Annotated in this window: 26 protein-coding genes and 1 tRNA gene; 22 read left to right on the top strand and 5 right to left on the bottom strand. The window is 72.6% G+C overall.

Annotated elements, in window-relative coordinates:
• The first annotated feature begins 91 nt into the window (after positions 1-91).
• Both K6T13_RS00220 and K6T13_RS00215 read left to right on the top strand, forming a co-directional pair.
• Complete coding sequence (locus K6T13_RS00220) at positions 92-604, top strand: LysM peptidoglycan-binding domain-containing protein (protein WP_222895793.1); 513 nt, start codon at positions 92-94, stop codon at positions 602-604.
• Positions 605-660: 56 nt separating this feature from the next.
• Positions 661-1,026 carry a VOC family protein gene (locus K6T13_RS00215; protein ID WP_222895792.1) on the top strand — a complete coding sequence of 122 codons (366 nt, stop codon included), beginning with the start codon at positions 661-663 and terminating at the stop codon, positions 1,024-1,026.
• On the opposite strand, the gene K6T13_RS00210 is transcribed toward K6T13_RS00215, so the two are convergent.
• Positions 1,018-1,869, bottom strand: a complete 852-nt coding sequence (locus tag K6T13_RS00210; protein WP_249423860.1) for an arylamine N-acetyltransferase family protein — start codon at positions 1,867-1,869, stop codon at positions 1,018-1,020. The genes K6T13_RS00215 and K6T13_RS00210 overlap by 9 nt on opposite strands.
• Before the next feature lie 109 nt (positions 1,870-1,978).
• Between K6T13_RS00210 and K6T13_RS00205 the strand changes: the two genes are divergently transcribed.
• From K6T13_RS00205 to K6T13_RS00190, 4 genes are read left to right on the top strand one after another with little or no spacing between them, the layout of a single operon-like run.
• Entirely contained in the window at positions 1,979-2,290 is a 312-nt protein-coding gene (locus tag K6T13_RS00205) for an ArsR/SmtB family transcription factor (RefSeq protein WP_222895790.1), read from the top strand.
• Positions 2,290-3,279: a TIGR03086 family metal-binding protein gene (locus K6T13_RS00200; protein ID WP_222895789.1), complete on the top strand. Its 990-nt coding sequence runs from the start codon at positions 2,290-2,292 to the stop codon at positions 3,277-3,279. The genes K6T13_RS00205 and K6T13_RS00200 overlap by 1 nt, the downstream gene beginning before the upstream one ends.
• 30 nt (positions 3,280-3,309) lie before the next feature.
• Positions 3,310-3,645: a YciI family protein gene (locus K6T13_RS00195; protein WP_222895788.1), complete on the top strand. Its 336-nt coding sequence runs from the start codon at positions 3,310-3,312 to the stop codon at positions 3,643-3,645.
• Positions 3,646-3,658: 13 nt separating this feature from the next.
• Positions 3,659-3,991: a TfoX/Sxy family protein gene (locus tag K6T13_RS00190; RefSeq protein ID WP_249424063.1), complete on the top strand. Its 333-nt coding sequence runs from the start codon at positions 3,659-3,661 to the stop codon at positions 3,989-3,991.
• A gap of 8 nt (positions 3,992-3,999) precedes the next feature.
• Here the strand turns inward: K6T13_RS00190 and K6T13_RS00185 are convergent, their stop codons facing one another.
• Together K6T13_RS00185 and K6T13_RS00180 are read right to left on the bottom strand one after the other, a co-directional pair.
• On the bottom strand, positions 4,000-6,297 hold the full coding sequence (locus tag K6T13_RS00185) for an MMPL family transporter (RefSeq protein ID WP_222895786.1): 2,298 nt from the start codon (positions 6,295-6,297) through the stop codon (positions 4,000-4,002).
• A gap of 9 nt (positions 6,298-6,306) precedes the next feature.
• Positions 6,307-6,858 carry a hypothetical protein gene (locus tag K6T13_RS00180; protein ID WP_222895785.1) on the bottom strand — a complete coding sequence of 184 codons (552 nt, stop codon included), beginning with the start codon at positions 6,856-6,858 and terminating at the stop codon, positions 6,307-6,309.
• Between the two features lie 141 nt (positions 6,859-6,999).
• On the opposite strand from K6T13_RS00180, the gene K6T13_RS00175 reads away from it, so the two are divergent.
• The 4 genes from K6T13_RS00175 (at position 7,000) to K6T13_RS00165 (ending at position 9,303) form a co-directional block, all read left to right on the top strand.
• Positions 7,000-7,434, top strand: a complete 435-nt coding sequence (locus tag K6T13_RS00175; RefSeq protein ID WP_222895784.1) for a hypothetical protein — start codon at positions 7,000-7,002, stop codon at positions 7,432-7,434.
• Positions 7,435-7,518: 84 nt separating this feature from the next.
• Complete coding sequence (locus tag K6T13_RS17335) at positions 7,519-7,725, top strand: hypothetical protein (RefSeq protein WP_249423859.1); 207 nt, start codon at positions 7,519-7,521, stop codon at positions 7,723-7,725.
• A gap of 7 nt (positions 7,726-7,732) precedes the next feature.
• Complete coding sequence (locus tag K6T13_RS00170; RefSeq protein ID WP_249423858.1) at positions 7,733-8,788, top strand: LacI family DNA-binding transcriptional regulator; 1,056 nt, start codon at positions 7,733-7,735, stop codon at positions 8,786-8,788.
• A gap of 86 nt (positions 8,789-8,874) precedes the next feature.
• The gene (locus K6T13_RS00165; RefSeq protein WP_222895781.1) at positions 8,875-9,303 is read left to right on the top strand and encodes a CBS domain-containing protein; all 429 of its coding nucleotides are present in this window, start codon (positions 8,875-8,877) and stop codon (positions 9,301-9,303) included.
• A gap of 98 nt (positions 9,304-9,401) precedes the next feature.
• Here the strand turns inward: K6T13_RS00165 and K6T13_RS00160 are convergent.
• Positions 9,402-9,485 (bottom strand) — tRNA-Leu (locus tag K6T13_RS00160).
• Between the two features lie 156 nt (positions 9,486-9,641).
• Between K6T13_RS00160 and K6T13_RS00155 the strand changes: the two genes are divergently transcribed.
• From K6T13_RS00155 to pknB, 7 genes are read left to right on the top strand one after another with little or no spacing between them, the layout of a single operon-like run.
• Positions 9,642-10,355 carry an FHA domain-containing protein gene (locus tag K6T13_RS00155; protein WP_222895780.1) on the top strand — a complete coding sequence of 238 codons (714 nt, stop codon included), beginning with the start codon at positions 9,642-9,644 and terminating at the stop codon, positions 10,353-10,355.
• On the top strand, positions 10,348-10,830 hold the full coding sequence (locus K6T13_RS00150) for an FHA domain-containing protein FhaB/FipA (protein ID WP_222895779.1): 483 nt from the start codon (positions 10,348-10,350) through the stop codon (positions 10,828-10,830). The genes K6T13_RS00155 and K6T13_RS00150 overlap by 8 nt, the downstream gene beginning before the upstream one ends.
• Positions 10,831-10,835: 5 nt before the next feature.
• Complete coding sequence (locus K6T13_RS00145; RefSeq protein ID WP_222895778.1) at positions 10,836-12,104, top strand: PP2C family protein-serine/threonine phosphatase; 1,269 nt, start codon at positions 10,836-10,838, stop codon at positions 12,102-12,104.
• Position 12,105: 1 nt separating this feature from the next.
• Positions 12,106-13,533: an FtsW/RodA/SpoVE family cell cycle protein gene (locus tag K6T13_RS00140; RefSeq protein WP_222895777.1), complete on the top strand. Its 1,428-nt coding sequence runs from the start codon at positions 12,106-12,108 to the stop codon at positions 13,531-13,533.
• Positions 13,530-15,005 (top strand): peptidoglycan D,D-transpeptidase FtsI family protein, encoded by a 1,476-nt coding sequence (locus tag K6T13_RS00135; RefSeq protein WP_222895776.1) that lies wholly within the window; start codon positions 13,530-13,532, stop codon positions 15,003-15,005. The genes K6T13_RS00140 and K6T13_RS00135 overlap by 4 nt, the downstream gene beginning before the upstream one ends.
• Positions 15,002-16,396: a protein kinase domain-containing protein gene (locus tag K6T13_RS00130; protein ID WP_222895774.1), complete on the top strand. Its 1,395-nt coding sequence runs from the start codon at positions 15,002-15,004 to the stop codon at positions 16,394-16,396. The genes K6T13_RS00135 and K6T13_RS00130 overlap by 4 nt, the downstream gene beginning before the upstream one ends.
• 59 nt (positions 16,397-16,455) lie before the next feature.
• The gene (gene pknB, locus K6T13_RS00125; RefSeq protein ID WP_249424062.1) at positions 16,456-18,153 is read left to right on the top strand and encodes a Stk1 family PASTA domain-containing Ser/Thr kinase; all 1,698 of its coding nucleotides are present in this window, start codon (positions 16,456-16,458) and stop codon (positions 18,151-18,153) included.
• A 35-nt stretch (positions 18,154-18,188) separates the two neighbouring features.
• Here the strand turns inward: pknB and K6T13_RS00120 are convergent, their stop codons facing one another.
• A complete protein-coding gene (locus K6T13_RS00120) occupies positions 18,189-18,950 on the bottom strand; it encodes a DUF881 domain-containing protein (RefSeq protein ID WP_222895772.1) in 762 nt (253 codons plus the stop codon).
• A 62-nt stretch (positions 18,951-19,012) separates the two neighbouring features.
• Between K6T13_RS00120 and K6T13_RS00115 the strand changes: the two genes are divergently transcribed.
• From K6T13_RS00115 to K6T13_RS00095, 5 genes are read left to right on the top strand one after another with little or no spacing between them, the layout of a single operon-like run.
• Positions 19,013-19,468, top strand: coding sequence for a cell division protein CrgA (locus tag K6T13_RS00115; protein ID WP_249423857.1), 456 nt, complete (start codon positions 19,013-19,015; stop codon positions 19,466-19,468).
• Positions 19,465-20,196, top strand: a complete 732-nt coding sequence (locus K6T13_RS00110) for an SURF1 family protein (protein WP_222895771.1) — start codon at positions 19,465-19,467, stop codon at positions 20,194-20,196. The genes K6T13_RS00115 and K6T13_RS00110 overlap by 4 nt, the downstream gene beginning before the upstream one ends.
• The gene (locus K6T13_RS00105; RefSeq protein WP_222895770.1) at positions 20,193-20,546 is read left to right on the top strand and encodes a DUF3817 domain-containing protein; all 354 of its coding nucleotides are present in this window, start codon (positions 20,193-20,195) and stop codon (positions 20,544-20,546) included. Before K6T13_RS00110 ends, K6T13_RS00105 begins: the two co-directional genes overlap by 4 nt.
• A gap of 7 nt (positions 20,547-20,553) precedes the next feature.
• On the top strand, positions 20,554-21,375 hold the full coding sequence (locus K6T13_RS00100; RefSeq protein ID WP_222895769.1) for a patatin-like phospholipase family protein: 822 nt from the start codon (positions 20,554-20,556) through the stop codon (positions 21,373-21,375).
• Positions 21,372-22,394 (top strand): 1-acyl-sn-glycerol-3-phosphate acyltransferase, encoded by a 1,023-nt coding sequence (locus tag K6T13_RS00095; protein ID WP_222895768.1) that lies wholly within the window; start codon positions 21,372-21,374, stop codon positions 22,392-22,394. Before K6T13_RS00100 ends, K6T13_RS00095 begins: the two co-directional genes overlap by 4 nt.
• Positions 22,395-22,405: the final 11 nt, after the last annotated feature.

Below are 22,405 nucleotides of genomic sequence, written 5' to 3'. Positions count from 1 at the left end.
CCGGTGGACGGCGTCGACAACCGTCGTACGCCGGGAGCACCATGGAGAGGTGGCCACGACGCGTGGCGACCATCGCATCGGGGGGGTGCTCATGGGAATCATCACGGACGTGCGGGTGCGTCAGCCCCGCACCAACGACGTCGTCGGGGACCGGTTCGTGGTCGCCGGCATCGGCGCCGGGTTCGAGGGGACGATCGGGATCCGGGTGCTCGGGCCGCGGGGCCGGGTGCTGGCCCGCGACTCCGCTCAGTCCAGTGCCGGGGGCATCGGCATCGGCGACTTCTCGACCCGCGTGCGGGTACCGGACCCGCCGCGCGCCGGGACCCGGCTGACGGTGCAGGTCTTCGGGGACAACCCGGGGCTGCCGGACGAGGGTCCCCGGCCGGGCTTCAACACCCGCGAGGTGGAGGTGATCTGCTTCCCGAAGTCGCGTGGCTTCCTGCTCTACCGCGTGCAGCGTGGCGACACGCTGACCGGCATCGTCCGATCGGTGCGCGACTTCACGCGGGTGACGGTCAACCAGGTCGTGCGCGCCAACCCCCGGATCGAGGACCCGGACCTGATCCACGTCGGGTGGCGGCTCCGGATCCCGATCCAGGGCTGACCCGACGGCTCTCGGAGCGGTCAGGACCTGACCGCAATCACTCCTAGCGTCGTGTCATGGACATGAGGCTGGAGCTGGTGATGGTGCCCGTCGTCGACGTCGACCGGGCCAAGGAGTTCTACCGCGCGGTCGGGTTCGTCGAGGACCACGACCACACCGTCAGCGACGAGGTGCGATTCGTGCAGATGACGCCGCCGGGGTCGGCGTGCTCCATCGCCTTCGGCCGCGGCCTGACCACCCTGCCGCCGGGCTCGCTGGACAACCTGCAGCTGGTCGTGGCCGACGCCGACGCCGTGCACGCCGAGCTCGTCGCGCGCGGGATCGAGGTCAGCGAGGTCGACGACCAGCCGTGGGGACGCTTCGTCCACCTGGCCGACCCCGACGGCAACACCTGGGCGATCCAGCAGCTGACCTCACGCTGAGAGCTCCCGCAACCTGCCGACGAGCCCCCGCAGCTCCTCGCGGGAGAGGCGGACGCCGAGGTCCTCGAGCAACGCAGGAAGCTCGGCCAGGTCGAGCGGCCGGTGCGTGGACGGCGTACCCGCGCGACGCTCGGTGACGCCCTCGAGCGTGACCGTCGTCTGGGTGGGGGTGCCGTCCGGGGCGACGCCGTGCCGGCCGACCAGGAAGGTACGCCGGAAGTGGGACGTCGGGGCGGTGCTGGTCCAGTGGTGCCCCATGGCTACGTCGACCGCGCGCACCGGCAGCTCGTCGGTGGTGTGCATGAGCTCCCACCCGGCCGCCCGCTCGCGCCACAGCTGCCAGCCCGGGCCGCTCGGCCCCTCGGCCACGCGCTGCACGCGGTGGGCCCAGATCCCGCCGTCGAGGCGGGCGCCGTCGGCGAGCGGGACGGGCGCCAGCGGCGGGATGCCGATGCCGGGGTCGGAGAGGTGCCGGACCCCGTCCACGGTCACGACGACGCCGAGGTGCGTGCGGGGCGCGACCGACGGGTCGCCCACCCGGGCCAGCCGCAGCTCCGCGTCGTACCCCAGCTCACGGACCACGGCGTGGAACAGCGTGGCGTGCTCGAAGCAGTAGCCGCCGCGCCCGCGGCGCAGGAACTTCTCCTGGATCGCCGCCAGGGTGACGCCCGGGTGCTGGTCGAGCAGCACGTCGACGTGCTCGAACGGGAAGGTGCGGACGTGGGCGGCCTGCAACCGCCCGAGGGCCGCGAGCGACGGCGGTTCCGCGGTCGCTCCGGTCCGCTCGAGGTAGCCGTGCAGGTCGAGCCCGGAGGTCGTGGTGGTGGTCATGGAGATCGTCACCCGAGCAGGGTGCCTGTTCAAGTTCACTTGAGGTCAAGGGACTTTCCAGGCGCCAATTCGGCCGGCCCGCGCTTGCCAGAATGCGTTAGTGACGACTAACGTATCTGGCATGACCGACGCGCTGTCCGCTGCCGCCGAGCCGAGTCGGCGACGCATGCTGCAGCTGCTCGCGTCGCGACCACGCACCGTCAGCGAGATCGCTGCGGAGTTCACCTCGACCCGGTCGGCCGTCTCGCAGCACCTCCTGCTGCTGGCATCGGTGGGCCTCGTCGAGGCGGAGAAGGTCGGCCGCAACCGGATCTACCGGGTGGTGCCCACCGGTCTCCAGGAGCTCCAGGCCGAGATCGACCGGTTCTGGACCAGCGAGCTCGACCAGCTCGTGGCCGACGCACACGCCCTCAACGCCCGCAAGGAAGCCTGATGTCACCCACCTTCACCAAGACCGTGACCCTGCCCGTCACCCCCGAGGAGGCCTTCGCCCTCGTCACCGAGCCCGAGCGGCTCCGGCGCTGGCACGCCATCTCCGCCCGCGTCGACCTCCGGGTGGGGGGCGACTACCGCTGGACGATCGTCCCCGGCCACACCGCCGTCGGCACCTTCCGTGAGATCGAGCCCGGCCAGCGGGTGGTCCTCGGCTGGGGCTGGGACGGCTCGGACGACCTGCCCGCCGACACCTCCACGGTGACGATCACCCTGACCCCCACCGACGGGGGCACCGAGCTGACCCTGAGCCACACCGGCTTCCTCACCGACGAGCAGGCGACCGCCCACGCCGAGGGCTGGCACCACTACCTCGGCCGCCTCGAGCAGGTCGCCGCCGACGGCGACGCCGGCGCCGACGAGTGGGCCGCAACCCCGCGCGAGTTCACCGAGGTCACGGCCGCCGACGCTGCGCTCGCGACGCTGCAGGGCGTGGCCGGCCGCCTCACCACGGACGACCGCGACAAGCAGACGCCCTGCGCCGACTTCACCTGCCACGACCTCGTGGAGCACCTCGCCGCCTCGCTGCAGCAGCTCGGCGCGATGGCCGGCGCCGAGCTCTCCGACACTCCCGACCGGGCCCCGGAACCGCGGCTCGCCGACCTCGGCATGCAGGCCGTCGACGCGTGGAAGGCCCGCGGCACCGAGGGGAGCGTGACCCTGCCCTCCGGCACGGAGCTGCCGGCGTCCTTCGCGGCCTCGATCCTCCCCGTGGAGCTGCTGCTCCACGCCTGGGACCTGGCCCAGGGCAGCGGCAAGGAGATCCACGCCTCCGACGAGCTGGTGGCCTACGTCGCCGGGCTCGCCGAGGGCGTCGTCCCGGGCGGTCGCGGCTCCTCGTTCGCCGACGAGGTGCTGCCCGACCACGACGCCGGTGCCCTCGACCGGCTGGCGGCGTACGCCGGCCGGACCCCGACCCCCGCCACCTGACGGAACCACACCGAGAGAAGGAGCAGCACCATGACGAAGTACGTGTTCATCTACCACGCCCCGATGACCCCTGCCGACGCGACGCCACCGAGCGAGGAGGAGATGCAGGCGGTGATGAAGGAGTGGAGCGACTGGGGCGACAAGGTCGGCAGCGGCATGGTCGACTTCGGGACCCCGCTGGCCCAGGGCACCCGCGTGACCCCCGACGGGACCTCGGCCAGCGACCGCGAGGTCGCGGGCTACACCATCATCGAGGCCGACGACCTCGAGGCCGCGGTCGAGCTGGCCAAGATCCACCCCCACCTGACCATGCCGGGCGGGTGCGAGATCGAGGTCCACGAGGCCCAGGCCGTGCCGGGGATGTGAGCGACCGGTGAAGATGCCGAAGGCGAGCGACGCCGACAAGGACCGGTTCCGGTCGCTGGTGACCCCGGTGCCGGGCGTCGAGGTCAAGCCGATGTTCGGCCAGCTCGGCGCGTTCGTCCACGGCAACATGTTCGCCGGCCTCTTCGGGTCGGCGGTGGGCGTCAAGCTCGACGAGACCGGAGCGGCGGAGCTCTCCGCCGTCCCCGGCACCGGGCCGTTCGGACCCGAGGAGCGACCGATGGGCGGCTACCTCTCGCTGCCCGAGGGCATGGCCGACACCGACGCCGTCGCCTGGGTCGACCGCGCGCGCGACCACGTGGCGACGTTCCCGCCCAAGGAGAAGTAGCCGGGACCTCAGGACGCCGCTGGTCGCGGCTCCGGGCCGTGCTCGCGCTGGCGTGACCCGAAGCGACCGCCCGGCCAGGCCGCCCACGGACCCAGCAGCGTCAGGAGCGCCGGCAGCACGAGCAGCCGGACGACGAGGATCTCGATCACGATCCCCAGACCGACGGCGAAGGCGAGCTGCCGGAACGGGGTCAAGGGCACCAGCGACAGCAGCGCGAAGCTGCCACCCAGGGCCAGGCCCGCCGTGAAGACGGCCCCGACCGCCGGCGGCAGCACCGTCCGGATCGCGGCGCGCATCGTGCGGCCACGGGCTCCGTTCCAGACGTGCCCGACGGTGAAGATGTTGTAGTCGGAGCCGAACGCCAGCAGCAGGACCGCCGCCGCGAAGGGCACGTAGAAGGTCAGCCCCTGGTCGGGAGCCACCCGCTCGAAGAGCGCGCCGGTGAGCCCCAGCGTCGCCCCGAGCGAGAGCAGCGTCGTGGCCAGCAGGCACACCGACGCCACGAGCGCGCGCAGGAACACCAGCAGCATCAGGAGGTTGGCCACCACGGCCGCCACCGCGATGCGCACCAGGTCGTCCTGGGTCTGCTCGACGACGAACGCCGCGGTGCCGCTGTCGCCGGCCAGGCTGGCCGAGACGCCACCGACCCCCGCCTGCGCCGTCAGCTCCGGGAGCTGGTCGCGGATCCGGTTGACCGTCCGGATCGAGGCCGCCCCGAGGGGGTCGTCGTCGAGGATGACCAGGTAGCGGGCTGCATCCCCGTCCGCCGTCGTCAGCACCCGGCGCTCGACCGGCCGCGGCTGCGAGCCCGGGCCGAGGACCCCGGCCACCCCCGGCACGGCCGACAGCGACTCGCCGAGCCGACGCAGGGCCCGACGCTCGTCGGCCACGTCCTCGCCCTCGAGGAGAAGCACGGTCGGCGACAGGATCCCGTCGGCGAAGCCCGCCTGGGCGCTGGCCGCCGTCGCGCGCACGGGCTCCTCGGGCGGCAGGGCGCCGACGAAGGAGACCCCCAGGTCGAGCCGCAGCACCAGGCTCGCCGCCGACGCGAGGCCCGCGATGGTGACCACGAGCACCACGGCGGCACCGCGACGGCTGGCGGTCACCCGTTCCACCACCGGGCGCGGCCACGCGGAGGGGACCACGCGCAGCAGTGCGCGCCACCGCGGCGCGCGAGCCGGCACCTCGCGGCGGCTGGGCCAGAAGACACGGTCGCCGAGGACGGCGAGCACCGCGGGCACGAGCGTGACCGCCACGACGAGACCGACGAGGACGGTGAAGGCCAGCGCCGGTCCGAGCGCGCGGAAGAACGGCGACTCGGCGGCCAGGAGGGTGGCCGTCCCGGCCGCGACCGCGAGCCCGGCGACCGCGACGATCGGCCCGGACCGCGCGATGGCCGCGACGGTGGCAGCGGTGGCCACCCGGTGGCCCTCCGCGGCCACACCCCGCGAGGTGGTCGTCGCCAGCTCGCGCATGGAGCTGCAGAAGAAGATGACGTAGTCGGTCACCACACCCAGCAGCAGTGCGACGACCACAGGTTCCAGCTCGTCGGGGCTGGCGAGGTCGAAGCGGTCGGCGAGGTACGCCGACAGCCGCAGGGTGATCACGAGCGACACCCCCGCCGTGCCGAGCGCGAGCAGCGGGGCGACGACGGACCGGAAGGCGACGCCCACGATCACGGCGATCGCGATCACCGTGATCGTCTCCACCGTGGGCAGGGCGTCCCGGATGATCGCTCCTTGCGAGCTCCGGGCCGGGGCAGACCCGGTCACCCCGACGACGTGGTCGCGCTCGGGGTCGAAGAACCGTTCGGCGTACCGCTGGGCCGCCCGCGTCCGCGCCCAGAAGGGGGTCTCCGCCGGGAAGAGCAGGTAGGTCAGGGACGTGGTGTCGGCCTCGCGGGCGCCGGGGAACAGGCCGAGGGTGTTGGTGAGCGGGAGAGCCCCGACGACGGGAGCGACATCGCCGGCCTGGCCCCGGTCCACGGCCACCGCACGGACCACGGTGCGGGCCTGCGCGTAGGGAGAGATGCCGTCCTCGTCGCGCTGCACCACCACGGTGCGCGAGATGAGCGGGAACCCGAACAGCTCGACGGAGCGCAGCTCGGTCGCGACCGCGGGCGAGTCACCGGACAGGAGGCCACGGAGCCCGCCACCACCCCCGGTCGGGGAGGGCAGGAAGACCAGGCAGCCCACGGTGATGACCGCCCACAGACCGATCACCACCCACCGTCCCGACACCAGGGCGCGGGCGATCCGCAGGCTCGGCGGCGGCCGTCGTACCGGGGTGGCCGCCGGGTCACTCATGGGCGTCGGTCAGCGTCGGCGCGCGAGGCCGAGGCGCGCGAGCTCGGCGTCGGCGAGCGCCCGGTCGGAGTCGAGCCGGGCCACCTCGTCGTAGGTCAGCACCAGCCTCGCCCGGTCGGCCAGGTGGCGGTCGAAGCCCGGGTCGTCACCGTGCTCCTCCAGCTGACGCCGCACGAGGGCGACCTCGCGGGCGCGGCGTACGCGCAGGGGGAGGTACAACCCGAGGACCGGCGTGACGGGGATCCCGACCACCGCGACGCCGATGAAGATCCCGAGCAGTCGCAGCTGCCCCTGCACCTCGGCCCCGCGATCGGTGATCTCGGCGCCGGTGCCGGCCACCTCGGCACCCACCTCCCCCGGCCCCTCGCCGATGACCGGGATGTCGGACAGTCCCTGCAGCCCTTCGCCGACCTTGGTCAGGGAGCGGCCCGAGGAGCTGATCGTCTCGCCGACGTCGGCGGCCTGCCACAACGTGACCCCGGTCCACACGCCCAGGACGCACCACAGCACGCACCAGAACAGCACTGCTCCGTCGAGCGTGCGCGCCGTCGTCTGGTTCACCTGCAAACGAGGGCTGGCGGCCACTCCCCGTTCCTACCAGAGGTGGCCGACCCGCGGTCCACCCTCTCGGGGTCGCGCTGGCGCGGAAGATGGGATGGACTGGGAGGAGCCGGACGCTGGGCTCGACACGAGGGAGGCGGCATGTCTGATCAGGACCCGGACGTCAGCAGCACTCGCACGCAGGACGGCGCATGGCGCCGCTATGGGCCGGTGGTCCTCCCGGCCCTCACGTTCCTGATCGGTATCGCCCTCGGTGCGGGGGCGGTGCTGGCCCTCGACACGGGTGCGGATCCCGTCGCCGAGCCGGACGACTCGTCGAGCTCCCCCGCAGGTCCCGAGGACAGCGGCGGCGACACCGTCGTGACGGTGCCCGGGGCGTGTGAGCGAGCGGCGGAGACGCTGCAGGAGGCGACGCGACTGCTCGACGACGTCGCGGTCTCGCTGCGCGACTTCCGTCCCCGCGAGCTCGTCGACCTGCTCAACCAGCTCGAGGAGCTCGACCGGGAGACCCGCGAGCTGGCCTCGCAGTGCTCCGAGGACGTGGAGATCACCGAGGAGCCCTCCCCCACCAGCTGACGCGCGCGGGACCCGCCGCACGTGGCCAGTTGACCGGTAAACCCCACCCTGCTAGTTTACCGGTACACCAATCAGGAGGTACCCATGAACTTCGAGCCCGTCGCCCTCGACCTCGCCACCCGGCTGACCCTCGCCGAGGTGACCAGCGCCCGTCCCGATGCCCCCGTCATCACGCCGGCGTCACGCACCCGTCCGCTCGACCGGAGCCGGACCGCCCTCGCCGGTGCCCTCCAGCGGGTCGCCGCCTGGGTCGAGCCCACCCCGGTCCCCGACGCCGCCTGCCGGGCATGATCGGGGTGTGCGCACCCCGGTGACCCTGCAGTCGATCGCGGACCGCGTCGGCGTCAGCCGGATGACGGTGTCCAACGCCTTCTCGCGTCCGGAGAAGCTGTCCGCGGAGCTGCGCCAGCGGATCCTGGCCGTCGCCGAGGAGCTCGGGTACGTCGGCCCGGACCCCTCCGCCCGGGCGCTGGCCCGCGGTCGCACCGGCACCGTGGGCCTGCTGCTGACCGACCGGCTCGGCGAGGCGTTCCGCGACGTCACCGCGACCGGCTTCCTCGCCGCGGTGGCCGACGAGCTGTCGGCGCGCAGCCTGTCGATGACCCTCATCACCGCCGGTGGCGAGGGTGATCTCGTCCCGGCGCGCGACGTCCCGGTGGACGGCGCCTTGGTCTACGTGTGCCAGAAGGACTCCCCGGACGTCGCCTGGCTGGTCAAGCGCGGGCTGCCGCTGGTGACCGTGGACCAGGAGACGATGGCAGGCACGCCGAGCGTCAACGTCGACGACCGGGCTGGGGCTCGCGCGGCGGCCCAGCACCTGGTCGACCTCGGCCACCAGCGCGTCGGCATCGTCAACCTGCAGCCCGACGCCGCCCCGGCAGCCGACCCGGAGCACCTCGAGGCGGTCTCGAACCCACCCGCCGCCGAGCGCAACCGCGGCTGGCGCGACGCCCTGGTCGCCGCGGGGGTCGAGCCGGTGACCGCGCTGGCGGCGTTCCGACCCGACGGTGCGGCGTACCAGGCCGCCCTCGGCCTGCTGGACCGACCCGACCGGCCCACCGGCCTGGTCTGCTTCTCCGACGGCTTCGCGGTGCAGGCGATCAGGGCCGGCGAGTCCCTGGGGCTCCGCGTGCCCGAGGACCTCTCGGTGGTCGGCTTCGACGACAGCCCGCTCGCCACCAGCATGCGGCCCGCTCTCACCACCGTGCGCCAGCCGATCGCCGAGAAGGGCCGGCTCGCCGTCCGGGCCCTGCTGTCCCTGATGGCAGAGGAGGCACCGTCGGAGGACCGGGTGGTGCTCCCCACCGAGCTCGTCGTCCGCGACAGCACCGCTCCCGCCCCCGCCCGGGCCTGAACGCCCCGCGGCCGTCTGCCGGGGTGTGCGGTGCCCGTTGTCGGGTACGGACGAGGTCTCGCACCCGACGACGGAAGGAGCACGACATGACCACAGCACGCGACGTGATGACCAAGGGGACCGAGTGCGCCGACGTGGGTGACACCGTCACCGAGGCAGCGCGCAGGATGCGGGAGCTCGGGGTCGGGGCACTGCCCATCTGCGGGGACGACAACCGGCTCAAGGGCATGATCACCGACCGCGACATCGTGCTGAAGTGCGTCGCCGAGGGCATGGACACCACCGAGATGAAGGTCGCGGACTACGCCGGTGACGAGGTCGTGACCATCGGTGCCGACGACAGCATCGAGGAGGCACTGGCCACCATGAGCAATGCCGGCGTACGCCGGCTGCCCGTGATCGACGGGCACGACCTCGTCGGGATGATCAGCCAGGCAGACATCGCCCGCAACCTCCCCGAGGAGAAGGTCGGCGACCTGGTCGAGGCCATCTCCTCGGCACCCAACAGCGACTGAGCCTCGACTCGCCCCTCGCCGCGCCCGACGGCAGGCGAGGGGTACAGGACGACGAAGGCCGGACCCGCAGGGGTCCGGCCTTCGTCGTTGCTGGTCGGTGCGCGAGGGGGGAGTTGAACCCCCACGTCCGTTAGGACACACGGACCTGAACCGTGCGCGTCTGCCTATTCCGCCACTCGCGCGAGAAGCGGGCTCAGGCTATCCCAGCGCCGAGATCATCCCCAAACCGAGGCGAGCGGGCGTCGGAGCGCGGGCGCGGCACCGATAGCATCACTTCCCGACAGGCTCGTCCGGCGTGGGGGTCCGGCGGCGACGGCACGCGGCGGAAGGAGGCATCCGTGGGCGCACTGCAGAACTTCGAGCGACGCCTCGAGCAGGCCATCTCCGGTGCCTTCGCCAAGGCGTTCCGCAGCGCGGTGCAGCCCGTGGAGATCGCGGCCGCGCTCCAGCGCGAGTGCGACAACAACGCCCAGATCCTCTCCCGCAACCGGCGGATGGTCCCCAACCGGTTCCACGTGGAGCTCTCCGAGCCCGACCTGCAGCGGCTGGCGCCGTACGACTCCGCGATGGAGGCCGAGCTGCGCACCCAGCTCCAGGAGCACGCCGACAACCAGGGCTACGTCTTCCCCGGCGAGATCAGCATCGGCTTCGAGTCCGCCGAGGACCTCACGACCGGCCGGTTCCGGATCCGCAGCGAGGCGCAGGCGCGGGTGCGGAGCAACGCCACCCACACCCAGGTACGCCGGGCCACGGCCCTCGTCGAGGTCAACGGCACCGAGCAGCCGCTCCACCCCGGCACCACCGTGGTCGGCCGCGGCACCGAGGCCGACATCCGCATCAACGACCCGGGTGTCAGCCGTCGTCACATCGAGTTCGAGGTCACCGGTACCGGCGAGCACCTGCAGCTGCGCGTCAGCGACCTCGGCTCCACCAACGGGATGCTGGTCGACGGCCACCGGATCACCACCACCGGCCTGCGGCACGGCTCCCAGGTCAAGATCGGCAACACCACCCTGACCGTCCGGATCGTCACCGAGGACGCCGATGTCTGAGCTGACCCTGTTCCTCATCCGCCTCGCCTACCTGGCGATCCTGTGGATCTTCGTGCTCTCCGCGATCTCCGTGGTGCGCTCGGACATGTTCGGTGCGCGGGTCCCCGACACGGGGCGCGGCGGTGGCGGCGGGCGGGCCCGCAAGCGCGCCAAGCCGGCCAAGGCGCCGCCCAAGCGCCGCGGCAGCCCCACCCACGTCCTGGTGGTGGAGGGCGCCAACGCCGGTGAGCGCGCCGACCTCGACCAGGCCCCGATCCTCATCGGCCGTGGCACCGATGCCGCCATCCGGCTCGACGACGACTACGTCTCGACCCGCCACGCCCGCATCGCCTCCTCCCACGACCAGTGGTTCGTCGAGGACCTCGGCTCCACCAACGGCACCTACGTCGGGAGCGCCCGCATCACCCAGCCGACCACGCTGACCCTCGGGACCCAGGTCCGGATCGGCAAGACCATCCTCGAGCTGAGGAAGTAACCGACGTGCGTCTCGACTACGCCGCGATCTCGGACGTCGGCAGGGTCCGCAAGGACAACCAGGACTCCGGGTACGCCGGACCCCACGTCCTGGCCGTCTGTGACGGCGTCGGCGGCGCCGCTCGCGGCGACATCGCCAGCAGCACCGCCATCAGCGCGCTGCGACGCCTCGACGACGGCCCCGCCGAGGGTGAGCACGAGGACGACCTGCTCGGCCAGGTCTCCGGTGCCCTCCACCGCGCCCACGTGCGGATCGGTGAGCTCGTCGACGACGAGCCCGCGCTCGCGGGCACCAGCACCACCGCCACGGTCGCGCTCTTCGACGGCAGCCGGTTGGCCATGGGCCACGTCGGCGACAGTCGTGCCTACCTGCTGCGGGACGGCGAGCTGTCCCAGCTCACCAAGGACCACACCTTCGTCCAGACCCTCATCGACGACGGCCAGATCACCGAGGAGGAGTCGCGGGTCCACCCCCACCGCAACCTCATCCTCAAGGCGATCGACGGCATCCACGACCTCGAGCCCGACCTCTTCCAGCTCGACGTGCAGCCCGGCGACCGGCTGCTGTTCTGCAGCGACGGCGCGAGCGGCGTCCTCGACGCGGACCGGCTGACCGACATCCTCGGCACCGGCAACGCCGACTTCGCGGCCGTCGAGCTCGTGCGCGCCAGCCTCGACGCCGGCAGCAACGACAACGTCACCTGCATCGTCGCCGACGTCTCCGACGGGGAGGTCGACCCCGCCGTCGAGCCGATGCTCGTCGGCGCCGCCGCCGAGCTGCCGCGCCGCGGGCGTGGCGGCGTGGTCGGCCTGTTCCGGGGTCACCGCTCCGGCGACACCGGCGAGATGGAGCCGGTGAAGGCGGAGATCCCCGACGACATCGGGTTCGCGATCCCCTCCGACCCCATCGACCCCGAGGAGGCGCGCTACGCGCCGCAGGCGCCGCGCCGCTTCGGGTGGGTCCGCCGGATCCTCGTGCTGATGGTGGTGGTCGGCCTGCTGTGGATGGCCGGTGCCGCCGCCTGGGCGTGGAGCCAGCGCCAGTACTACGTGAGCGAGTACGACGGCAAGGTCACCATCTTCCGCGGCCTCGACGCCGACCTCCCCGGGATCGAGCTGTCCTCGCCCTACGAGGTGACAGACCTGGAGATGGCTCGACTGAGCGAGTACGACCGCGGCCAGGTCGAGGAGGGCATCGGTGCCTCCGGCCTGGGCGCTGCCCGGCGTACGGTCGACAACCTGGTCTCCACCGACGACGGATCGGCCGGGGGCTGACATGTCGCAGCCCACCGGCACCATCCTGGGGTTCGTGCACCGCCGCCGGCGCGGTGCCGAGCTCTACCTGCTGGTGCTCGCCCTCGCGGTCGGGCTGGGGGCCTACGCGGCCGTCGGGCTGGGCGTCGAAGGCACCATCCCGGCCAACATGGTCGGCTACGGCGTCTGGCTGGCCGCGCTCACCGTCGCCGCCCACGTCACGGTCCGCTTCACCGCTCCCTACGCCGACCCGGTGCTGCTGCCGGTCGTCGCCGCCCTCAACGGGCTGGGGCTGGCCATGATCCACCGGCTCGACCTCGCCTACGAGGCAGCCGGCCGCGAGGCGGGGTTCGCCCCCCGACAGCTGACCTGGATGACCATCGGCGTCGTCCTGTTCGTCCTCACGCTCATCTTCCTGCGCGACCACCGGGTGCTGCAGCGCTTCACCTACACCTCGGGCCTGGTCGCGATCCTGCTGCTGCTGCTGCCGCTGGTGCCCGGGCTGGGCGCCACCATCAACGGCGCCCAGATCTGGATCCGGCTCTTCGGCTTCAGCTTCCAGCCCGGTGAGGTCGCCAAGGTGCTGCTGGTGATCACCTTCGCCGGCTACCTGGTGCTCCACCGCGACGCCCTCGCCCTCGCCGGCCGGCGGCTGCTCTTCGTCGACCTGCCGCGGGGCCGCGACCTCGGTCCGATCCTCGCCATGTGGCTGGTCAGCCTCGGCATCCTGGTCTTCCAGCGCGACCTCGGCTCCAGCCTGCTCTTCTTCGGGCTGTTCCTCGCGATGCTCTACGTCGCCACGGAGCGCCCGGGGTGGCTGGTCGTCGGCGGCACCATCTTCTTCGGCGGCGCCGGCATCCTCTACTGGGTCTCCTCCACCACCGGCAGGCTCAGCCACGTCGCCGACCGGGTCGACATCTGGCTCGACCCGTTCCGCTACTACGGCGAGGGCACCAGCGACCAGGCCTTCCAGCCGGTCGAGGCGATGTTCGGGATGGCCTGGGGAGGCCTGCTCGGCCGCGGTTTCGGCAACGGCAGCCCCGAACGCGTGCCGTTCGCGGAGTCCGACTTCATCGTGGCCTCGATCGGCGAGGAGCTGGGGCTCACGGGCATCATCGCGGTGGTGCTGCTCTACGGCTTCATCGTCGAGCGCGCGCTCCGGGCTGCCCTGGTGTGCCGCGACGGCTTCGGCAAGCTGGTGTGCGTCGGCCTCGCCGGCGTCATCGCCCTGCAGGTGTTCGTGGTCATCGGAGGCGTGACGGGCCTGATCCCGCTCACCGGCCTGACCACCCCGTTCCTCTCCTACGGCGGCTCGAGCCTGGTCGCCAACTGGGTGATCGTCGCGCTGCTGCTGCGGATCAGCGACCAGGCCCGGCGTCCCGTCCCGCAGCTCGGTGGCGAGGACGACGACGACGAGGCGACCCAGGTGGTCAAGGCGGTGCGCCCGTGAACAAGCCGATCCGCACCATCGCCGTCTTCTGCCTGCTGCTCTTCCTGGCGCTGATGCTCAACGCCACCTGGGTGCAGTACTGGCGCGCCGGGTCCCTCGAGGACGACCCCCGCAACCGTCGCGTGCAGATCGCCGCGTTCTCCAGCGAGCGCGGCTCGATCATCCTCGGCGACCGCACCCCCGTCGCCGAGAGCGACCCGTCCGACGACCGGTTCAAGTTCCAGCGGAAGTACCCCCAGCCCCTCAAGTACGCCCACACCACGGGCTGGTTCAACTTCTTCGGCGCGACCGGGGTCGAGCAGAGCCAGAACGGCGTCCTGTCCGGCGACGACTCCCGGCTCTTCGTCACCCGGCTCGTCGACCTGTTCAGCAACGCTTCCAGCAAGGGCGGCAGCGTCCAGCTGACGCTCGACCCGCGGGCCCAGACCGCCGCCTTCGAGGGGCTCTCCGCCCTCGGGGAGGGCATCGAGGGCTCCGTGGTGGCGATCGAGCCGAGCACCGGCAAGATCCTGGCGATGGTCTCGCTCCCGACCTTCGACCCCAACGACCTCGCGGGCCACGACCTCGAGACCGTCCAGCGCCGCTTCCAGGAGCTCGACCAGCGTGAGGACGAGCCCCTGCTCAACCGCGCGATCCAGAAGCGGCTCGCGCCCGGCTCGACGTTCAAGCTGGTGACGGCGGCCGCGGCGCTGGAGGAGCTCGACTACGACGCCAGCTCCCAGGTCCCCGGCGGTGACACCTACCAGCTGCCACTCACGAGGGACGACTCCGGTCTGATCGACAACGAGGGCCGCGACTGCGGGACCGACCGGATCCCGTTCGCCCAGGCGATGGCGCAGTCGTGCAACACCACCTTCGCGCGGCTCGCCGTCGACGTGGGCGCCGACGCCATGCTCGACCAGGCCGAGGCCTTCGGCTTCAACAGCGACTACCTCGAGGACATCGGCCCGCAGGCCGAGTCGAGCTTCCCCCGCGGCATGGACCAAGCCCAGCTCGGCCAGACCGGCATCGGCCAGTTCGAGGTGCAGGCCACCCCGCTGCAGATGGCGATGGTCTCGGCCGGCATCGCCAACGGCGGCACCGTGATGCGGCCCTACGTCGTCGACGCCGTGCTGACGCCCGAGCTCGAGGTGCTCCCGCGGACCGAGCCCACAGAGCTCTCGCGGGCGGTGTCCGCGCAGACCGCGGATGCCTTGACCGAGCTGATGGTCGCCACCGTCTCCGAGGGGACCGCGTTCGCCGCGGCCATCCCCGGCTATGACGTCGCCGGCAAGACCGGCACGGCGCAGAGCGGGCAGCCCGACGTCCCGCCGTTCGCCTGGTTCACCTCCTTCGCGCCGGCGCAGGACCCCCAGGTCGCGGTCGCGGTGATGATCGAGAGCGCACCCGGCACCGATCGCGGCGAGATCGCCGGTGGAGCCCTCGGCGGGCCGATCGCCAAGGCCGTCATGGAGGCGGTGATCAGGCCGTGAGCCAGCAGCAGGAGCCCCGCTTCGCCGACGACGCCCAGCGCTACCGGCTCGACTCCCGGATCGCCACCGGCGGCATGGGCGAGGTCTGGCGCGCCACCGACACCCGGCTGGGCCGCGACGTCGCCGTCAAGCTCCTCAAGACCGAGTACGCCGACGACGCCACCTTCCGCTCGCGCTTCTCCTCCGAGGCCCAGCACGCCGCGGCGCTCCACCACCCCGGGGTGGCCGCCGTCTACGACTTCGGCGAGGCGACCGCAGCGAGCGACGCGACCCCGCGCCCCTACCTCGTGATGGAGCTCGTCGACGGACAGCCGCTGTCCGCCCTGATCAGCCCGGGCCAGCCGCTCGACCCCGAGGTGACGCGCGACCTGATGGCGCAGGCGGCCGACGCGATCGGTGCCGCCCACGCCGCCGGGATCGTCCACCGCGACGTCAAGCCGGCCAACCTGCTGATCACCCGCGACCGGCGCGTGAAGATCACCGACTTCGGGATCGCACGGGCGACCGAGGGGATGGCGCTGACCCAGACCGGTCAGGTGATGGGCACCCCCCAGTACCTCTCCCCGGAACAGGCCTCCGGCGGCGCCGCGACGCCCGCCTCCGACGTCTACTCCCTGGGCGTCGTGGCCTTCGAGTGCCTCACCTCCCGGCGGCCGTTCGTCGGCGAGACCCCGGTCGCCACGGCCCTGGCACACCTGAGGGAGCCGGTGCCGCCGCTCCCCGACGACATCCCCGGCGACCTCGCCGCGGTGGTGACGCGGGCGATGGCCAAGGAACCGGGGGACCGCTACGTCGACGCCACCGCGTTCGCCGGTGCCCTGCGCGACCCGGCGACCGCGGTGATGCTGCCGCCCGCGGCGTCCTCCACGCAGGTCCTCCCGCCGCTGCCGCCCCCGCCCGCCACGCTCGGGACTCCCACCGACCCGCCGGGTCGGCGCCGCGACGTCCCGTGGGCCTGGATCGCCCTGGGCCTCGCCGCGCTCATCGCGGTCATCGCCCTCGTCGCCGTGGCGCTGGCGGCCGGGGACGACGAGGAGCCCGGCCAGGAGCCGCGGCAGCCACGCCGCACCCAGACCACCGAGCCCACCGAGGCGACGGAGCCCACCAGCGAGGCACCGCCGACCGAGACGGCGACCGAGCCCGAGACCTTCGACATCGACGAGTCCGACTACGTCGGACGTGACGTCAAGGACGTCGAGCAGGAGCTGAAGGACCTCGGGCTGAAGGTGGAGAAGGAGAAGCTGGACAACGACGGGTCGCAGGAGGATGACACCGTCGAGTCGGTGGACCCGACGAGCGGCCTGCAGGAGGGTGACACCGTCACGGTGAGGTACTGGGACAAGGCCGGTCCTATCGAGGAGCTGACCGGCGACGAGGAGGGGGACGACTAGTGACCAGCGGCCTGATCGGTGGGCGCTACGAGCTGGGCGAGCTGCTCGGCCGGGGCGGCATGGCCGAGGTCCGCAAGGGCACCGACACCCGGCTCGGCCGGGTCGTCGCGGTCAAGCGACTCCGTACCGACCTCGCCAGCGACGCGACGTTCCAGGCGCGGTTCCGACGCGAGGCGCAGTCCTCGGCCTCCCTCAACCACCCGGCGATCGTCGCCGTCTACGACACCGGCGAGGAGCCCGCGACCGAGGGACCCGGTGGCGAGCGCATCGACCAGCCCTACATCGTGATGGAGTACGTCGCCGGGCGGACGCTCCGCGACATCCTCCGCGAGGGCCGCAAGATCCTCCCCGAGCGTGCGCTCGAGATCAGCAGCGGCGTGCTGTCGGCCCTCGACTACTCCCACCGCGCGGGGATCATCCACCGCGACATCAAGCCCGGCAACGTGATGCTGACCCCGTCCGGCGACGTCAAGGTGATGGACTTCGGCATCGCCCGGGCGATCTCCGACGCCTCCTCCACCATGACGCAGACGGCCGCTGTCGTCGGCACCGCCCAGTACCTCTCCCCGGAGCAGGCGCGCGGCGAGACCGTCGACTCCCGCTCCGACGTCTACTCCGCGGGCTGCCTGCTCTACGAGCTGCTCACCGGACGGCCGCCGTTCGTCGGTGACAGCCCGGTGGCCGTCGCCTACCAGCACGTCCGCGAGCCGGCCACGCCGCCCTCCCACCTCGACAGCGAGCTGCCCGAGGCGGTCGACGCCATCGTGATGAAGGCGCTGGCCAAGCGGGTCGAGGACCGCTACCAGTCCGCGGCCGCCATGCGCAGCGACATCGAGCGCTACCTGGCGGGCCGCCCGGTGCACGCCGCGCCGCCGCCCCCGCCACCGCCCGACGACCCCACCACGGTCGCGGGTGTCGTCCCGCTCGGGCCGCCCGAGCGACCCGAGGAGGACGAGGACGACCAGCGCCGCTCCCGGACCGGGCTGCTCTTCCTGGTCGGGCTGCTGGTGCTGCTGCTCATCGCGGGCGCGGCCTACCTGCTGCCACGGCTCTTCGAGTCACCGCCCGAGCAGGAACGCGTCCCCGACGTGATCGGCCTCAGCGAGCGGCAGGCGCGCAACGCCATCGGCGAGGCCGGTCTGCAGGTGGGCGACGTCAGCTTCCGCGCCGACGAGCAGGTACGACGCAACCGGGTGCTGGAGCAGGACCCCAACCCCGATCAGTTCGTCGACCCCGACACCTCGGTCGACCTGGTGATCTCGACGGGCAAGCCGCTGACCGAGGTGCCCTTCGTGCTCGGCCAGCAGCGTCAGCAGGCGCGGCAGACCCTGGTGGCCGCGGACCTCGAGGTGATCGTCGAGGAACGGCCGTCTGACGAACCCGCGGGCCAGGTGGTCGAGACCGATCCGGCCCCGGGCACCAGCGTCCCCGTCGGGAGCACCGTCACGGTCTACTACTCCGACGGTCCCGAGGAGGTGCCCGACGTGGTCGGCCTGCGGCAGCAGAAGGCCGAGCGCCGGCTCGAGCGGGCCGGCTTCCAGGTCGACGTCGTCGAGTCCACCGACACCTCCGAGCCACGGGGCACCGTGATCCGGCAGAGCCCGCGCGGCGGCCAGACCGCGCCGGAGGGCTCGACGGTCACGATCGTGGTGTCGGCGTTCGAGGAGCCGACCGAGAGTCCCTCACCGACCGAGACCGACAGCCCGACGGAGTCACCCACCGACCCCACCTCGCCGGCGACGCCGACCAGCCCCTGAGCGGGCCCTGAGCCGGCCCGGCGCACGCGGGCGGCTCAGCGGATGGGCTGGGCGTGGGAGAGGTTGGTGAGGCCGTCGTAGGCCGGCATCGCGAGCTCGGACTCGGCCTGCATCTCCCACCCGACCGAGACCTCCGGGGTCGCGGCGTCCTCGCGGTAGGCCTCGAGGTAGTCGTCCTGGAGCACGGCCGCCTCCAGCGCGGCGGGGTTGCCGATCGCGGAGATGGTGTAGGGCTGGGGGTAGGCGCGGCCCTGCAGCAGCACCGCGTTGCCCTCGCACTTGATGCCGGTGGTGGTGACCACGCGACGGCCCTGGATCGTCATCGCCTCCGCACCGCCCTTCCACAGCGCGTTCGCGACGGCCTGGAGGTCCTGCTGGTGCACCACGAGCAGGTTGAGGTCGCCGGTGCTGGCGTTGATGACGTCCTCGGGTGCGTCAGAGAGCGTGATGGTGAGGCCCGGCCCGGAGACCGCCCGCAGGCCGGCGGGCTGCTGCAGCCGCTCGACCTGCCGCCGCAGCTGCTGCACCTGGGGGTCGCCGACCTGGGCGGTCAACCGCTCCACGTCGCGGGAGACCTCCTGCACGCGGGCCTCGAGCCGTTGGTACTCGCGGTTCTCCGCGGCGACGAGGGACGCCAGGTCGGCGTAGCGCCCGGGACGCAGGTCCGTGCCACCGCTGTTGGCGGCGCTGGTGACGAAGAGGACCCCGCAGGCCAGCACCACCAGCGGCGTACCCACGCGCCAGGGGCCCCGGGACCGGCGCGTGGTCCCGGGGCTCGCGTGGGAGTCCTCGGTCATGGCGACTACGCTAGCCTCCGCGCCCACACGGCGTGACCGTGCAGTACGACCGAGGAGTTCTGGTGGCCAAGTCCAAGCCCGAGACGGAGCACGCCTCCCTCGACACCGGCGGGCCGGTGCTCAGCCCCCGCTTCGTGGTGTCGGTGGCGATGATGGTGCTGGGCATCGCCTGGATCGCCTTCTTCTACGTGGTGGTCCGCGCCGAGGCCGGGGCCGAGCCCGGTGGCCCCGCCTACCTCGGCGACCTCGGCGATTGGAACTACGTGATCGGCTTCGGCCTGCTGCTGCTCGGCCTGGGTGCGTCCGCCCACCCGAAGACCCCGCTGGGCCGTGGCCGCGGCGTCGTGGTCGGCATGCTGACCTGCTTCCTGGTCGGCCTGATCTGGATCTGCACCTACTACGTCATCAGCGACGACGTCTCGCGGGTTCCCGTCATGGACGACCTCGGCCAGTGGAACCTGGTGGTCGGCATCTCGTTCATGGCGGTCGGCTTCACCTTCGCGACCCGCTGGGAGTGACCTCACCGGGGCTGCGACCCGCCCCCTGGGCACTCCGCTGGTGGCCAGGCCACCTGGTGGTGCTGGCGCTGCTCGGCCTCGGGATCTGGCTCGGCGCGTGGCAGCTCGAGACCTGGTCGGGCAAGCGTCAGGCCGAGGCCCTCGACCTGACCCGGTCCGACCCCGTCGCCCTGCCCTCGGTGCTCGGCCCCGACGAGCCCTTCCCGGCCGCCTCGGTCGGCCAGCCCGTCACGGTGGCCGGGGAGTGGCTCTCCGACGCGACGGTCTACGTCGAGCGGGGCACCGGCTACTGGGTCGTGACGCCGTTGCTCACCGACGCCCGCGCCGGCGTTGCGCTGCCGGTGGTCCGGGGCGTGGCCGAGGAGCCCACCGCTCCTGAGGTCTCCGGGGCAGCCGAGCTGACCGGCTGGCTGCAGCCACCCGAGGGAACGGGTGCGGCCGACGACGACCCCGACGACGACGTGCTGCCGCAGCTGCGCGTCGCCGACCTGGTGCAACGGGTCGAGGGGGACCTCTACGGCGCCTACGCGGTCGCCGCCGAGCCCACCCCGGGGCTGGAGGCCGCCACCTTGGCCCAGCTCCCGGAGGTCGGCCGCTTCACCGGGCTGCGCAACTTCTTCTACGCCCTCGAGTGGTGGGTGTTCGGGGGGTTCGCGGTGTTCGTGTGGGTTCGCTACCTGATGGACGAGGCCCGGCGCCCCGAGCGATCAGTAGAGTCGAGCGCGTGAAGAAGCTGTTCACCACCTACCGGTGGCTCGCCCTGATCGTGGGCGTCCTGCTGGCCTTCTGCTCGCTGGTCGCGCTGCCGCTGAAGTACCTCCCCCAGCAGGGCACCGCGATGCAGGAGTTCGGCGAGACCGCCAGCGTGCTGTGGGTCGTCCACGGCTGGGTCTTCATGGTCTACGTGGTCGTCGCCTTCCTGCTCGCCCGCCGGGCCGGCTGGAGCCTGGCCTTCACCGGGCTGGCGCTGGTGGCCGGGCTCGTGCCGCTGCTGATCTTCTGGGTCGAGCGCCAGGTCGCCCAGCGGTTCCGGCAGGAGCACCCCGAGCTCGCCTCCTCGGTCACCTCGGGGGCCTGACCCCTCGATGACGACCGCGTTCGTGCTCGGCGGCGGAGGCGTGCTCGGCGCGGTGGAGGTCGGCATGCTGCGGGCCCTGTTCGAGCGCGACATCACCCCCGACCTGGTGCTCGGCACCAGCGTCGGCGCCCTCAACGGCGCGATGGTGGCGCGCGACCCCACGCCCGGCGTCACGGAGCGGCTCACCGAGCTCTGGCTGGAGGTCAGCCGCGCCCGGCGGCCGGTCTACGGCGACCGGCCCTTCCGCACGGTGCGCCGCGCCGTGGCCACCGGCACCCACCTCTACTCCCCCAAGCCGATGACCCAGCGGCTCGAGGAGGAGTTCGGCGACCAGCTCATCGAGGAGCTCCCGGTGCGCTTCCAGGCGTGTGCGGCGTCGATCGAGCGGGCCACCGAGCACTGGTTCTCCTCGGGACGCCTCGTCGACGCCGTCATGGCCAGCGCCGCTGTTCCCGGACTGATGCCGCCCGCCCGCGTCGGGGAGGAGCACTTCCTCGACGGCGGCATCGTCAACTCCGTGCCGGTCGGTCGCGCCGTCGCGCTGGGTGCCACCCGGGTCTTCGTGCTGCAGGTCGGGCGGGTCGACCGACCGCTGCGGGTGCCTCGCCGTCCGTGGGACGTGGCGCGGGTGTCCTTCGAGATCGCCCGCCGCCACCGCTTCGTGCGTGAGATGGCCGAGCTCCCCGACGGGATCGAGGCCCACGTGCTCCCCGCGCGCGGGACCTCCGGACGCGACGACTCGCTGCTCGGCACCCGCGACTTCAGCGGGGTCGAGGAGCGCATCGAGGCGACGTACGCCGCCAGCCTGGCCTACCTGGAGGACGTGTGAGCACGGGGGCGGCGCACGTCCTGCGCCGGGTGGTGCTGGCTCCGCTGGTCGTGGTCGTCACCGCGCTGGTGTGGGTGAGCCTCCCGGTCTGGCTGATCGTCGCCGCACTCCTCTCCCCGGTGCTGCCCGGCCGCTGGCGGGCGCTGCGGCTGCTCTGGGTCGTGCTGCTCTACCTCACCTGCGAGACGGTGCTGCTGCTCGTGCTGTGGGGGCTGTGGTTCTCCTCCGCCCTCGGTCGCCGGATCCGGACGCCCTACTTCGAGGGGATCCACTACGACCTGGTGCAGGGCGTGATGTGGGTCTTCTTCAACGAGGCCCGCCGGGTGCTCGCGCTGCGCATCGAGACCGACGGCCCGACCCCGGACGCCCACCCCGGCGTACCGATCCTGGTCGCCTGCCGTCACGCCGGCCCCGGCGACTCCTTCACGCTGATCCACGCCCTCATGCACTGGTACCGACGAGAGCCGCGGGTGGTCCTCAAGGACACCCTCGCGTGGGACCCCGCGATCGACGTGATCCTCCGCCGGATCCCCGCCCGGTTCATCGATCCGCGCGAGGACGACGTCGAGCAGCACATCACGGAGCTCGCCCACGGACTGGACGAGAACGACGCGTTCGTGATCTTCCCCGAGGGCGGCAACTTCACCCCCGCCCGGCGCCAGCGGGCGATCGAGCGGCTGCACAAGCTGGGAATGGAGCGGATGGCGCGCCGGGCCGAGGCGATGACCCACGTGCTGGCGCCACGGCCGGGGGGATTCATCGCGGCGCTCGACGGCGCCCCGGACGCCGACGTGGTCCTGGTCGCCCACACCGGTCTCGACCACGTGCTGACCGTCGCCGACCTGTGGCGCGAGCTGCCCATGGACAAGCGGATCGTGATGCGCTGGTGGCAGGTTCCGCGCGAGGAGATACCCGCGGGCCGGGAGGAGCGGATCGAGTGGCTCTTCGGCTGGTGGGAACGGATCGACGAGTGGGTGGCGCACCACCGGCCGGAGGATCTCTCCTCCGGCCGGCGGTAGACGACGAGCGA

It is taken from the genome of Nocardioides coralli (genome assembly GCF_019880385.1).
GTDB classification, from domain to species: Bacteria; Actinomycetota; Actinomycetes; order Propionibacteriales; family Nocardioidaceae; genus Nocardioides; species Nocardioides coralli.
Note: the sequence above shows the minus strand (reverse complement) of the source record. Positions and strands in the feature narration are given on the sequence as shown.

What these genes read in the sequence shown, in the direction of transcription:
- K6T13_RS00220 (WP_222895793.1), top strand. Translation starts at nt 92, where the DNA reads ATGGGAATCATCACGGACGTGCGGGTGCGTCAGCCCCGCACCAACGAC.
- K6T13_RS00205 (WP_222895790.1), top strand. Translation starts at nt 1,979, where the DNA reads ATGACCGACGCGCTGTCCGCTGCCGCCGAGCCGAGTCGGCGACGCATG.
- K6T13_RS00165 (WP_222895781.1), top strand. Translation starts at nt 8,875, where the DNA reads ATGACCACAGCACGCGACGTGATGACCAAGGGGACCGAGTGCGCCGAC.
- K6T13_RS00185 (WP_222895786.1), bottom strand. Translation starts at nt 6,297, where the DNA reads ATGAGTGACCCGGCGGCCACCCCGGTACGACGGCCGCCGCCGAGCCTG.
- K6T13_RS00215 (WP_222895792.1), top strand. Translation starts at nt 661, where the DNA reads ATGGACATGAGGCTGGAGCTGGTGATGGTGCCCGTCGTCGACGTCGAC.
- K6T13_RS00190 (WP_249424063.1), top strand. Translation starts at nt 3,659, where the DNA reads ATGCCGAAGGCGAGCGACGCCGACAAGGACCGGTTCCGGTCGCTGGTG.
- K6T13_RS00175 (WP_222895784.1), top strand. Translation starts at nt 7,000, where the DNA reads ATGTCTGATCAGGACCCGGACGTCAGCAGCACTCGCACGCAGGACGGC.
- pknB (WP_249424062.1), top strand. Translation starts at nt 16,456, where the DNA reads ATGGCCGAGGTCCGCAAGGGCACCGACACCCGGCTCGGCCGGGTCGTC.
- K6T13_RS00150 (WP_222895779.1), top strand. Translation starts at nt 10,348, where the DNA reads ATGTCTGAGCTGACCCTGTTCCTCATCCGCCTCGCCTACCTGGCGATC.
- K6T13_RS00100 (WP_222895769.1), top strand. Translation starts at nt 20,554, where the DNA reads ATGACGACCGCGTTCGTGCTCGGCGGCGGAGGCGTGCTCGGCGCGGTG.
- K6T13_RS17335 (WP_249423859.1), top strand. Translation starts at nt 7,519, where the DNA reads ATGAACTTCGAGCCCGTCGCCCTCGACCTCGCCACCCGGCTGACCCTC.
- K6T13_RS00200 (WP_222895789.1), top strand. Translation starts at nt 2,290, where the DNA reads ATGTCACCCACCTTCACCAAGACCGTGACCCTGCCCGTCACCCCCGAG.
- K6T13_RS00140 (WP_222895777.1), top strand. Translation starts at nt 12,106, where the DNA reads ATGTCGCAGCCCACCGGCACCATCCTGGGGTTCGTGCACCGCCGCCGG.
- K6T13_RS00195 (WP_222895788.1), top strand. Translation starts at nt 3,310, where the DNA reads ATGACGAAGTACGTGTTCATCTACCACGCCCCGATGACCCCTGCCGAC.
- K6T13_RS00120 (WP_222895772.1), bottom strand. Translation starts at nt 18,950, where the DNA reads ATGACCGAGGACTCCCACGCGAGCCCCGGGACCACGCGCCGGTCCCGG.